The organism is Agrobacterium rubi TR3 = NBRC 13261 (assembly GCF_000739935.1).
GTDB lineage: Bacteria > Pseudomonadota > Alphaproteobacteria > Rhizobiales > Rhizobiaceae > Agrobacterium > Agrobacterium rubi.
On sequence record NZ_BBJU01000027.1, the window covers coordinates 100,757 to 113,287 of the forward strand.

Sequence of the window (12,531 nt, forward strand, 5' to 3'; positions counted from 1 at the left end):
ATCGTCAGAGAAAGAACTGGTTTGCGGGGCGGGGAAGGCCAAGATGCTCACGCAAAGTCGTTCCATCATAATCCTTTCGGAACAGACCGCGTCGTTGCAATTCCGGAACCAGCTTTTCCGTGACCTCATCCAGCCCCTGCGGGAGAAATGGGAAGACGCAGGTAAAGCCATCCGAAGCCTCTTCGTTTAACCAGATTTCCATCTCATCCGCGATCGTCCTGGGCGTGCCGACAAAGGCAAGACCGGCATAGCCGCCATAGCGCTGCGCAAGTTGGCGCACTGTGAGCCTTTCCTGCTCGGCCACTCGCAGCACCTGCGCCCGTCCGCTCTTGCTGGCATTCGTTTCCGGAATGTCCGGTAGAGGTGCATCTGGATCAAAGCCAGAGGCATCGTGACCCAGCGCGATGGAAAGCGAAGCCATGGAGCTATCGTAGTGCACGAGGCTATCAAGCTTGGCGCGCTTGGCCTGGGCATCCTCTACCGTGTCCCCGACCACGATCATCGCTGCGGGCAGGATCTTCAGATGTGCGGGATCTCGACCCAATCCTGCCATGCGGCTCTTGATATCGGCATAGAGCGTTTTGGCCGTGGCCAAATCGCGCGGGGCGGCAAAGACGACTTCGGCGGTTTCAGCGGCCAGTTGCTTGCCGGGTTCTGATTGCCCCGCCTGCACGATCACTGGCCATCCCTGGACGGGACGGGCGATGTTCAGCGGCCCGCGCACACTGAACTCCTCGCCCTTGTGGTCCAGCACATGCATCTTTTCCGGATCGAAGAAGATTCCGGTTTCCTGATCGCGAATGAACGCATCATCTGCGAAGCTGTCCCACAGCCCTGTCACCACATCAAAAAATTCGCGCGCCCGCTTGTATCGTTCACCATGCTCGAGGTGCCCGTCGAGCCCGAAGTTGCGGGCGGCATCAGGGTTTGACGTCGTGACGATGTTCCAGGCAGCCCGGCCGCCGCTGATATGATCCAGGGAGGCAAAGCGGCGCGCGACATGATACGGCTCGTCAAACGTGGTTGAGGCGGTTGCGGCAAGACCGATCTTGTCAGTTACGACGGCAAGAGCCGACAGAAGTGTGAACGGCTCGAAAGACGTTACCGTGTGACTGCGTCTCAGCGCTTCGACCGGCATGTTGAGGACGGCCAAGTGATCTGCCATGAAGAAGGCGTCGAACTTTGCCTGTTCCAGTTTCTGAGCAAATGACCTCACATGGCTAAAATTAAAGTTGGCATCCGCATAAGCACCTGGATAGCGCCACGCGCCAGTATGAAGGCTGACGGGGCGCATGAAGGCGGTGAGGTGAAGGAAATTGGGCATGGGGATCTCTCGCTGGAGGAAAATGACCCCCGATAGAGCGCAACGAGGGCGTGACCTTTCATATCGAAACGGTAGGGCTACCTTGCAACTGGTAAGCCTTGAATCGCAATCTGATATGACTGGCGGGTCATAACATCAGCCATGCATCTTGGCATGCAGTCTCGCTCTCTAAACCTTGGCACTCGGCAGCATCGGTCGTGTGACCTTCATTCAGGGTAGGGCAAACCAGAGCGATCTCTTACTGTACCGGGACTGTAATCACGGGGATACACGCCGCGATCCTGCAAAATCGGCACCACCTGCTCCACAAATTCGATGATGTCATCTGGCGCACGTGGGGGCTGGAGGGTGTAGCCGTCCACGGTTCCGTCCTGCCACAGATCGATGATGCCATCTGCCACCTCTTCGGCGGTGCCCAGCAGCAGGCGGTGATGTCCCTCGGAGCGTCGTACGACTTGGCGGGCCGTCAGCCGCTCATGGGTCAGAAGATCGGAGAGGCCGAGCCCCATCCCGACCGCCCATTGACGGTTCTGGTCCGGTATGAATTCTTCGGCATTTAATACGGCATCCGGGTCGAAGCGGTCAGGATCAAGGCCGTTTTCTTTGATGAAGAGGGCGATTAGTCCGTCTTCAGAACCCATGCCGCTGAAGAGTTCGTGTTTTCTTAAGGCCTCTTCGCGGGTCTTGCCCAGGATTACGACAAGGCCCGGAACGATGCGGATGCCGGATGGATCGCGGCCGAAGGCGACGGCGCGGTCCCGCACTTTCTTGCCAAAGACCTGCCCGGGGGGCCGGGCGAGAATGTTGCAATAGATGATCTCGCCGTGACGTGCTGCCAGATCGATGCCGCCTTCCGAAGCGCCTGCCTGGGCGATTACAGGGTGGCCCTGCGGCCCGCGTGGCACGTTGAGGGGGCCTTTGACGGAGAAGAAGGCTCCTTCATGCTCGATGGCTTGCGCGCTCGTCGCGTCCCAGAAACAGTCCTTGGGCACGGCTTGATCACGGCGCTCATCCCAACTGGACCACAGTTTTTTGGCCACATTCAGAAACTCTGTGGCCTTCGCGTAACGCTCGCTACGCGGTGGCAGCGGTGCGTTGCCAAAATTGGCTGCGACATTTGGATTGAAGGAAGACACGACATTGATGATCAGGCGACCACCCGAAACGATATCGATGGATTGCGTCCGTCTCGCCAGATTGTAAGGGGAGTTATAGGTGGACGAAATCGTCGCCACGAAGCCGATGTCGGGCACTTGGGCCGCAAGGGATGTGGATAGGATCAGCGGGTCGATGGTGTGAAACGGCCGGCTGAGCGGATCGGTCAGAAGTGCTGGATGATCCGACAGAAACACGGCATCGAACCGGCCCTTATGGGCGATTTCCGTCAGTCGGCGATAATAGTCGATATCATTGATGTCGTGCCGGGTGCCGGTGCGGTATTTCCAGGCATTTGGGAGATAGCCTGTCGTGTTGATACCAACGTTCAGGTTCAGCCGGCGTTGTGATTTGCTCATGCTTCTGTTTTTTCTTTGTCTGTTTGCACCGCTACTCCCACGCCACCATTGGCTGGCGGCGAGGCACCGTTGACGGCGAAATCGCCGACGATACGGTCGTGGTAGATGCGTGGGTTATGGGAGGTGATGGTGCGTGCGTTGCGCCAGTGACGGTCCAGCCCATGGCTGCGTTTGGCGGCAGAGGCTCCAAGGGCGTCGAAAAGAGTGGTGGAGGCTTCGAGTATCAGATTACTGACAACTGTTACCGATTGGCTGACTTCGATTTCCGCGTTGCGGTTGGTAGAAGCAATCTGCTCTTCGTCGCCAGAAAGATTGGCGTCATAGGCGGCTTGAAGCGCCTCCGCTGCCTTCAGCACGATTGCACCTGCGGTATAGGCTGCACGCCGCACTTGGCCGACGACCTGGAGGATTTGCGGGTCATCCGAAAAGAGACCGGCATTGCTACGCTGATAGACCCGCTTCCGATCCGCCACCTGACGTGCCAGATCTGAGGCCGCCGCGCGGCCTATACCGGCAAGCGATGCCAGATGAACCAGTTGGAAAAATACGCCGGAATAGCTGAAACGTAGCGCGCTGGGTTTGATCAACTCGTCCGCGATCCCCACATCGGTAAAGCGCGCCGTGCCACTTGCCGTCAACGCCTGCCCGAAGCCATCCCAATCGTTGACAATGTCAACGCCGGGTGCACGGGTTGGAACGAGTGCGCCGATGGGTTCGCCATCTCCATCCACCGCGCCAAGCGTTATCCAGTCGGCATAAAGGGAGCCGGTGGTGTAGTATTTTTCGCCATTCAGACGCCAGCTGCTTCCGTCACGGATCAACTGTGTCGAGTAGGTCCCAAGCCGCGTATCAACCAGTTCCGAAAAGCCGCTGCCGATGGTCTCTCCCTCTCCGAGCCGGCCAAGCCAACTGTCAAGCCATGCGCTTGAGGGGGCGTTGAGCAGGTCTTTAGTAAAGCCGAAATGGCTGCGATAGGCATTGGTAAGATTGGGATCGGCTTCAGCCAATTCGATGATGAGGCCGAACAGTTCGCGCAGGGTGAGAGCGAGACCACCATGCTGTTCCGGCAGGCGCAACTTGGAAAAGCTAGTTGCCTTTAATGCTTCATACGCGTCGAAGCGAAGTTGCCTGTCGAGATCGCGCGCTACCGTATGCGTTGCAATCTGGGTGAAAATCGGGCGAAACCGGTTTGCAATTGTTTCATAGCGTTTGCTGGGTGGGGGGCCCATGCGTGCAGGGTGTCGATCATTCATTAAATCCTGTGCGTGGGAGCAACCGGGCAATGTCCATGATGGTAGCAGCCGGGATTCCGGCTGCGAGTTAAAAATCCTTGGTCCGCCAGAAAGAAAAACTTGCGGAGCTTGCAAGGAGATGTCGTGGCTCAGGCGGCTGCTTGTGCACTTTGCTCGAAATCATGGAGGTGAAGCGCGATCTCTTTAGGCCCCGATATACTCCCACGAGTTCAGTCCAGTCGTCCCACGTATCAATTGATATCGGATCCGGCGAACACGCCGGGATCGTCGGTGATCCGCCGTCGCTACGCGCTATTTACGACGGCTGCAATAAACCTAGAATTTTTTCTGCCCAAGCTCTTGAACCCGAAATTGTGAAAAACCAAATCGATTGCCGCCAGTCGCTAGTAAAGGGCTGGCCTTGCTGGAGGCACCGTGTTTCGGCGCTTCCGTACCCCATGTTGCTTCAAGGAGGATATGGCTATGGCAACATCTTACGACTACGCACCTCTTTTCCGCTCGAGCGTTGGTTTCGATCGGGTCTTCAACCTTCTGGAAAATGCCCAGCGCGCCCGCTCGATCAGCGATTGGCCGCCCTATGACATCGTCAAGACCGGTGATGACAGCTACCGGATCTCTGTGGCTGTGGCAGGCTTTGCGCAGGAAGACCTCGACATCACCTTTCAGTCCAACCTATTAACCGTCACGGGCAAGAAGCAGGAGGCAGCAAATGACGACTACCTGCATCGCGGCATTGCCGGCCGTCCTTTCGAGCACCGCTTCGAACTTGCCGACCATGTCAGGGTGAACGGAGCGGAGCTGGCCAACGGTCTTCTGTCCATCGATCTTGTTCGTGAGATCCCCGAGGCCTTGAAACCGCGCAAGATTTCCATCGAAAGCGCACCCACGCTGACATCGGCCGCTCCCGCGCAGATCGAAGCGCAAAAGGCGGCTTAAACTTCATTGTCGGCTCAACAAGAGGGTGCCGTTGCAACGGCACCCGACAACATTCCGCGTGGGGAAGGAGAAAAGAATGAAACCCGACATGTTCAGACAGCCCGTGTCGATTATGGTGGGCCTCGGATTTCCGGCTGAGGTTCGAAGCGTGATGGACGCTTACCGACATCTTGTCGAATGGCCACCATCGCAGAGGGATAGCGCGCACTCGGTCGCGCTTAAGGCATGTAATGCCGCGCTACGCGGTGAAATCGAAGCCGAGACAGCGCGCGGCTTTTTTGCTGCTTTTGCTGAGAAACACGATCTTATAGCGCCGGAAACGAACTCAATCGCTGCGTGGCGTTGGTGCCGAGACAAAGATCCGCACGTGCTGTGAGGTGACGGGATGATGGACAATATACTCCAGAACACTGCCAACAACGCGATGAAAACCAACGGTCCTGGTTCAGGTCAATGCAGCGAACAGCTTGCGACCGCAAGAGGAGAGGATGTGTATACTTATGTTGCGTGCCAGAGCTACGCAAATTCTGTGGCGACCTTGGATGGACGGAGATCGAGTCGAAGGTTGGCCGGAAACAGGCCTAATTTTTTGAAAAGTCGATGACGCAGAAAGCTCTGGTTCCGTAGTGGACGTCACACGCCTTGCCACTGCCATGCTGAACATCATGACCGATTTTGAGGTGGCCCTCGCGCTTCTTTTACGGCTGAGTTGGGGTTCAAGAGCGGCCATCCAGCGGGCAAGGTGCTACAGCACGGCAGCCTTGGTGACGTTAACCCGGAGCCAATCCCGCCAGAGCTGACAGCGTTTCGTTATCTCGGACGACACATGTACGAGTTACTTTTGCACATAGCGCTCGTCAACCTCAGCCGAGGAGGCGAGACCGGCTCGAACTAAATGGCCCGCGAACAAGGTACCGCGGGCATGCTCGGCAAGATCGCTTTGAACACTGGCCTCTATTGCCGCCGTTTTGACCAGTCGGGCGACCAGCTTGTCGTTCAACCGATCGGTGCCGACAGCCTTCCCCTGCCCAATGACCCGGTGAAACAGCGCACTATGCGCGATATTAGCAAGCTTGAGCCAAATTTTGACTGAAAAGATTGGGCAAGTCGCGTTTGATGACCCCCGGCGAATCTCCACTTCGCGCCAGCCGGCCTCACCGCGAATATTGACCGTGCTAGCAAGGTCACGGTGGTCCATAACTTGCTACGCCGAATGGAACGCCGGAGATTGCGTATGGGATTTATCAGAAACACAACGAGTTCTTACAGCGCGTGAGCGGTTCGTATTGGTGAAGAGCAGCAGCATCCACCAGTGAGCAGGTACTTTTTAACGTTTTACTCCTAAAGAACCTTTAGCGATCTCACATAGTCAGCGCTCTGATGCGCATGCACGCGGGTAAACCGGATCAATTCATCGAAGTGGCGCTGCATCTTGCGGATGGACTCGGCGTTGTTAAGGACGAGATACATGCCGCCCACGAAGATCGCGGCGCGTTGCAATCCGAAGATCGTGTAAGGCACGGAAAATCGCTCCTTTTCGTAGAATAGAAACAGGCGGAAGGATGGATAGAGTTCATTGATGAGATCGGACATATAACGCAGCTGTGCGGCTCTCACCTCCTTCGTCAGCCCGCTCCACATGCCCTGTCCCTGCGCCAAGGCTTCCAGCGTTTCGCAGGGCATGCAAACTTCCATGTCAGTGCCCGGCTGGCGATTGTAATCGAGCCGAAAGGCTGTCTCACTGGCCTGCGGCCCGACATTCTGATGCGCGCTCTCAGCTTCGAAGGCGATGATCTGCGGGGTCCGCAACAGGTCTGGGATGCGTGCTGGTACATAGCGAATTTTCGACCCCGTCGCCTCGGCATGCCATTTCATTAGCAGCGTATCGGTATAATCCTCGCCGCCTTCCTCGATTTCGAAACTCGGTCGCAATTCGCCTGTCAGGCCGGGATCGTGCGAGATGCCGAGAAGCCAATCGAGCGAGACCGCATGGCGCTCCGCAATGTTGAGGAGGGTTTCCACGCGCGGCAAACGCGCCGAATCACCCGACAAAAGTTGCGAAAGCGCCGAGCGATCAATGCCGATCCCGGCTGCAAATGCGGAATGTCTAGCACCCGAACGCATCACCAATTCCATCAAGCGAACACGGAACAGTTCCGCCAGAGTGCGTTTGTCCATAATCCACCCAACTGTTTATTAAAGTGAACATATCACATTATTTGTTACCAAAAGCAACGACTGGTCACCATCGTCTCATTGTTCAACTACCGTGGTGGTGCGATTCTGATCCGGGAACAATGTATGGGATGATGATGAGCCGAACTTTTTCCGACAGTCAAAAACTACGATCGCACCACCGTCGAACGAGGATGCGGAGAATAGAGTGGCCGACGGTCGGTCTGCTTATTGCGTGCTATGGACTTTGGGCGGCGGCAGGATACGGTCTTTATCCGGCTTATCCCATCGTCGCACTCGTGCTGATGGGGGTGGCAGTCGCCTTGCACTCCTCGCTTCAGCATGAGGTCCTGCACGGCCATCCCACACGAAACGCAAAGGTAAACGAGGCACTGGTCTTTGCACCGCTCGGCGTCTTCTACCCCTATCGCAGCTACAAGCGGACGCATCTTCAGCATCATGCAGACGAGCGTCTTACAGATCCTTTCGACGATCCAGAAAGCTATTATCGTGCCACGAGTGACTGGAAGACTTTGCCGGCGCTCCTGAAGCGCCTGCTTACCTGGAACAATACCCTAATCGGACGTGTGCTGATCGGTCCGCCCCTCATGGTGGTCGGATTTACCGCCTCCGAATGGCGCAAGATCCTAAAGGGCGACCTTAAGGTCACAGTTGCGTGGCTCCTCCACTTTGCCGGCGTCATTCCGACCTTGCTTGTGGTCTCCCAACTATTCGGAATTCCCGTCTGGCTTTATATGGGGGTTTCCACCTATCTCGGCATTGCGATTATCGCCATCCGCTCCTATTGCGAGCATCAATGGGCGGAGCAGCCGGACGGGCGGACGATCATTGTCGAAAACTCGCTTCTTGCGCCGCTCTTTCTCTACAACAACCTGCACTTCGTGCATCACAAATTGCCCACCGTGGCATGGTATGATCTTCCATCACTCTATCGTAGCGGACGCGCTGACTGGCAAAGGATGAATGAGGGCTACGTGTTTGCTAACTATTTCGAGGTTTTTCGCGCATTCGCGATCAAGGCGAAGGAGCCCGTTGTGCATCCAGTCCTGAGACGTGATGAAGCTTCCCCTATGACAATCGTTTCGCCCCAGGAGCAGATTGATCTTTCTGACTTTCTTCTACCCGGCAAAGTCGTAACATCGGATCTTTCCGCGTGAGTTGGATTGCAGCTCTGCCGATGTATGACTGGCCAGAAGTGCGTTCCGATGTGGATCGCACTTGGGAGGAAATGCGTTCCTGCTTCATGGCAAAAGGCATTGATGCGCCACAGCACCTCGTTCGACGCAACGTGGACATGCCGCCAGTTCCAGGCGGCATTCGAGGTGAGGGCGGATCGCTCATCGCGCCAGACCCGGCGACACTCGATCCTGATGCTCTCGATCTCGATGTCCTGTGGCGCCATCCGGCTCTCCTCATCTCCGCCACCTGCTGGGGGCCGATGGAGCTCGGCTTGCAGGATCATGTCCAGGTCATTGGTCAAAGCTCCTATGACAATATCGCAGGCGGTTCCGGCATCCTCTACTCGAGCGCCGTTATTGCCCGCAGGGAGAATGGCACGAGCGTCGAGGCGTCTGGCACCGGCGGACCTGTCTTGCCGCTTAGGTTGTTTCAAGGCCGGAAACTTGCCTTCAACGAGCATCGCTCGATGTCGGGTTATCTAGCCTTAAAGCGTGACTTGGAATCCATCGGCGAAAGTCTTGACCTATTTTCCGCATTCATCGAAACCGGTGCGCATCGCGCGTCGGTCATGGCTGTGGCAAGGGGTGAAGCGGATTTTGCCGCAATCGATTGTCGGTCATGGATGCTAGCAAAACGACACGAAGCTGCGGCAAGGGATCTGCATGTCGTTGGCTGGACCGGAAAACGCAAGGGCCTGCCTTTCATCCGCGCCAAGTCTGTCCACCTCGACTTCATGATGTAACACCCGCCCGAGTTACTCGGACGCATGTGGAGGGACGGTCTGAGATATGAGCAACTTCGTCTTTTCCATGTCTGATGAGATTGGGCGGTCATCAACGTAATGGCTGAGCCGCGACCGTAAAAGGCTATGGAGCACGTCCGTGCCGGGTGCCCTGCACGCCACGCTATCTAAGAAATCATGGGCCTGCGTGGCGGCCATCCATTCGATCGCCAGAATGTATTCGGCATTGTCGAGAACGGCGAGAAGCTTGTTAACAGCAGCGGTCGGATGCGCCAGGAAATCCTCCTGCAGGGCGGAGGTCAGGCCACCATCGGTCGAGGCAGGGGCCGCAAGCCGTCGGTTATCGTTTGCAAGAGTGGCAGCCGTATACTGTGCGATCATGAACCCCGAGTGGCTTCCCGGATCGGAAGCGAGGAAAGGTGGCAGCCCGCTCACCAGCGGGTTGACCAACCTGTCGATCCGTCTCTCGCTCATGGCCGAGATCTGGGCAATGGCAATGGCAAGCGCGTCGGCGGCAAGGCCAAGCGCCGGGGCCACCGCATGGGCTTCCGACCAGACGAGTGGCTCCTCGGGTGTCCCAGCGACTGCTGGATTATCGGTGACCGATGCGAGTTCTTGGTCGACTACGGTGGCGCAGTGTTCGAAGAGATCGCGTGCAGCGCCATGGGCATGGGGAATGGCGCGCAGGCTCAACGCATCCTGTGTGCGGCGGCCTTTCGCAGCCTCGATCAGGCCACTTCCCGCCAGGCGGGCGCGCAGGGCCGCCCCGACCGTGGCAATGCCGTCGGAAACGCGCAGCGAAAGGACGGCCTCGCTGAACGCGGGCATCTGGCAACGGGCAGCCTCCAGCGTCAAGGCGGCAATCGCATCGGCCCAGTCGAGAAGGCGGGCGGCGCGGTCGAGAGCAACGCTGAAAAGTCCGGTGGCGCAGGCCGTGCCATTGACAAGGCACAACCCTTCCTTAGGGCCAAGCACCAGGGGCTCCAGTCCGATCTCGGCCAATGCGTCCCGCCCACTGAAGATGCGTCCTCCTATTCTGGCGGAGCCTTCGCCAATGAGGACGAGTGCTGTGTGCGCGTTATGGGTCAGATATCCTGCCGATCCGCGGGAGGGCACTTCTGGAATGCAGTCCAGTTCGAGAAGGGTCGTCAGATGCTTGATGACCTGTCGGCAGACGCCGGAATATCCATGGGCGAAATTGGCGATCTGGGCTGCAATGATTGCGCGCACGTCACGAGGCGGGAGAAGGGGACCAACGCCGCAGGCGTGGCTCAGAATGATGTTGTGCGAAAGCTTGCCAAGCGCTGCCCGGTCGACAACCGTGTCCGAGAGGGCACCAACGCCGGTATTGACGCCATAGGCGCGGATGCCGCGCTCGACAATGCTGTCGACGATCTGCTGGGCCGTCTGGATGCGCTGAATGGCGGCGTCAGACAGGGCTAACGCCTCTCCCCTGCTGACAGCGGCCACATCCTGCCAAATCAGCCTGTCATCGAGCAACACGGTCATGCGAGTGTCCTGATATTCGTTCGGAAAGGGACTGTTCATTCGGGAGAGGAGCATCGTCCCCGAATGGAGGATCAGGTACTGTAGAGGCGGTAGCGACTTCCAGGATAGAGCAGGCGCACCGAGGAGATTACGCCGGCCTGCGACCAAGTGCGACGGCGGACCAATAGACAGGGTTCCGTCTTGGAGATCGCCAGTAGCTTGCATTCCCAGGGCTGCGCTGTCACCGCCTCGATATGCTGTTCGGCCCTAATGATTGGCGCGACCGATGTGAGGTATGCGTTCGGCGTGGTTCTGGTGAAGTCCTGATCGATATAGTACGGCACGATGGTGTGGTTGACGAAGCGATCCTCAATCTGCATCGGCACGGAGTCTTCCGCATGCACCATGATCGAATGGGACACCGAGCTGCCGATTTCGACCGAAAGCGCTTCTGCCAGTTCGGCGTCACAGCTTTCCATGCGCAGCACGATGACATTGGCGGTATGGACGCCGCCATTGCGGGTGATCTCATCGGCAATATTGGGAACGCTTTGAAACTGCGACGTCCGCTTCTCACTGGCAACGAATGAACCCTTGCCCTGCACACGAATGACGAAGCCCTCATCGGCCAGTTCCCTTAATGCGCGGTTGGCGGTCATGCGGCTGACGCCGAGCAACTCAACCAGCTCGTTTTCCGAAGGGACACGCTGTCCGACCGACCATTCTCCGGTTTCGACACGGCTTCGAACATAATCCTTGAGCGTGACGTAAAGCGGCTTGTCGGACGCCTGCTCGTCTTGAAGCTTGTCGACCTTTTTCTTTAGCGTTTGCATAAGGCTCCAAGGCGAACGACAAAGGTTCGGCATCTGACGCGGTGGGCGCGCGTGCGGGTATGGTGCGTGCCATACCCGCAAACTGCAGTTAGTTCAACGTGTGTGTCGTCAGCCACTCTTCGGCCACCACATCGAAGCTGTCGTGATTGGCAAGGCGACCGTTCATCACGATCAGATCCTTGGTCGTCAAAGCGGACGAAACCGCATCTAGTGTTTTCGTCACCGTATCGTTGACCTTTGCCTTTGCCATGACCGGCACGATGTTCTGGGCCGGGAATAGGTTCTTTATGTCTTCCAGAATGACCAGGTCGTTGGCCGCAATTGCCGGGTCCGTCGAGAAGAGGTTTGCTACCTGAACTTGGTCGTTCAGGAGTGCAGAAAGGGTCAGCGGGCCGCCGACATCCAGGGACTTGAACGACTCGAACTCAAGCCCGTAAAGGTCCTTCAGGCCGATAATGCCTTCCTTGCGCGTCTTCCATTCCGGCGGGCCGCCGAGGACGAGTTCTGATGCAACCGGCGCGAGATCGGCAATCGTCTTGAGCTCGTATTTCTCCGCCGTCGCGCGGGTCACGGCAACGCCATCGGAATCCTGCGCCTGGGATGGTGTCAGCATCGTGACGCCTGCCGGCAGCGCGGTCTTCAGAGCCTTCGCTACGTCTTCCGGCGAGTGGGCGCTGGCATTCTTGTCGAGGTAGCTCAAGGTCGCGCCGGCATATTCCGGCAGGAGATCGATCGAGCCGTCGAGAAGTGCTGGCATATAAACTTCGCGACTGCCGATGCTGAGCTTCGTTTCAGTCTTGATGCCCTTTGCCTCCAGCGCCTTTGCATAGATCGTGGCCAGAAGCTGGCTTTCAGGAAAATCGGCCGAGCCGACGATGATGGTGGACGTATCCGTACGCTGAGCCGGCGCATTCCCGAGGGGGTCGGTCTGGGCAAGTGTCGTAGTGGCGGAAAACACGATGAGCGCAAACGCGCCGGCGGAATTTAAGATACTGAATGCCATGCAAGCTACTCCTTTTGTTTCAATGTCGTCAGGATGAAATTGCAGTCTAGGTTGGTGTTCCTG

The 12,531-nt window shown here is 57.4% G+C and carries 12 protein-coding genes; 4 read left to right on the forward strand and 8 right to left on the reverse strand.

Annotation, left to right across the window (positions count from 1 at the left end; translation table 11 throughout):
* Positions 1–4: 4 nt before the first annotated feature.
* From RRU01S_RS20795 to RRU01S_RS20805, 3 genes are all read right to left on the reverse strand, one after another.
* On the reverse strand, positions 5–1,324 hold the full coding sequence (locus RRU01S_RS20795) for an LLM class flavin-dependent oxidoreductase (RefSeq protein ID WP_045232130.1): 1,320 nt from the start codon (positions 1,322–1,324) through the stop codon (positions 5–7).
* 206 nt (positions 1,325–1,530) lie between these two features.
* The gene (locus RRU01S_RS20800; protein ID WP_045232131.1) at positions 1,531–2,838 is read right to left on the reverse strand and encodes an NtaA/DmoA family FMN-dependent monooxygenase; all 1,308 of its coding nucleotides are present in this window, start codon (positions 2,836–2,838) and stop codon (positions 1,531–1,533) included.
* Positions 2,835–4,067 carry an acyl-CoA dehydrogenase family protein gene (locus RRU01S_RS20805; protein ID WP_165572256.1) on the reverse strand — a complete coding sequence of 411 codons (1,233 nt, stop codon included), beginning with the start codon at positions 4,065–4,067 and terminating at the stop codon, positions 2,835–2,837. Before RRU01S_RS20805 ends, RRU01S_RS20800 begins: the two co-directional genes overlap by 4 nt.
* Before the next feature lie 486 nt (positions 4,068–4,553).
* Between RRU01S_RS20805 and RRU01S_RS20810 the strand changes: the two genes are divergently transcribed.
* Positions 4,554–5,027, forward strand: a complete 474-nt coding sequence (locus RRU01S_RS20810; protein ID WP_045232133.1) for an Hsp20 family protein — start codon at positions 4,554–4,556, stop codon at positions 5,025–5,027.
* Positions 5,028–5,103: 76 nt separating this feature from the next.
* Positions 5,104–5,403 (forward strand): DUF982 domain-containing protein, encoded by a 300-nt coding sequence (locus RRU01S_RS20815; RefSeq protein ID WP_045232134.1) that lies wholly within the window; start codon positions 5,104–5,106, stop codon positions 5,401–5,403.
* A gap of 459 nt (positions 5,404–5,862) precedes the next feature.
* Here the strand turns inward: RRU01S_RS20815 and RRU01S_RS20820 are convergent, their stop codons facing one another.
* A complete protein-coding gene (locus tag RRU01S_RS20820) occupies positions 5,863–6,225 on the reverse strand; it encodes a site-specific integrase (protein WP_052816180.1) in 363 nt (120 codons plus the stop codon).
* Between the two features lie 143 nt (positions 6,226–6,368).
* Positions 6,369–7,205, reverse strand: a complete 837-nt coding sequence (locus tag RRU01S_RS20825) for a helix-turn-helix domain-containing protein (RefSeq protein WP_045232135.1) — start codon at positions 7,203–7,205, stop codon at positions 6,369–6,371.
* Positions 7,206–7,339: 134 nt separating this feature from the next.
* Here RRU01S_RS20825 and RRU01S_RS20830 point away from each other — a divergent pair, with 134 nt between their 5' ends.
* A complete protein-coding gene (locus RRU01S_RS20830; protein ID WP_081880151.1) occupies positions 7,340–8,380 on the forward strand; it encodes a fatty acid desaturase in 1,041 nt (346 codons plus the stop codon).
* A gap of 20 nt (positions 8,381–8,400) precedes the next feature.
* A complete protein-coding gene (locus RRU01S_RS20835; RefSeq protein ID WP_045232136.1) occupies positions 8,401–9,144 on the forward strand; it encodes a phosphate/phosphite/phosphonate ABC transporter substrate-binding protein in 744 nt (247 codons plus the stop codon).
* A 12-nt stretch (positions 9,145–9,156) separates the two neighbouring features.
* On the opposite strand, the gene RRU01S_RS20840 is transcribed toward RRU01S_RS20835, so the two are convergent.
* The 3 genes from RRU01S_RS20840 to RRU01S_RS20850 form a co-directional block, all read right to left on the reverse strand.
* Positions 9,157–10,653, reverse strand: coding sequence for an HAL/PAL/TAL family ammonia-lyase (locus RRU01S_RS20840; protein WP_045232191.1), 1,497 nt, complete (start codon positions 10,651–10,653; stop codon positions 9,157–9,159).
* Positions 10,654–10,724: 71 nt separating this feature from the next.
* A complete protein-coding gene (gene hutC / locus RRU01S_RS20845) occupies positions 10,725–11,465 on the reverse strand; it encodes a histidine utilization transcriptional repressor HutC (RefSeq protein ID WP_045232137.1) in 741 nt (246 codons plus the stop codon).
* A gap of 88 nt (positions 11,466–11,553) precedes the next feature.
* Positions 11,554–12,468 carry an ABC transporter substrate-binding protein gene (locus RRU01S_RS20850; RefSeq protein WP_045232138.1) on the reverse strand — a complete coding sequence of 305 codons (915 nt, stop codon included), beginning with the start codon at positions 12,466–12,468 and terminating at the stop codon, positions 11,554–11,556.
* Positions 12,469–12,531: the final 63 nt, after the last annotated feature.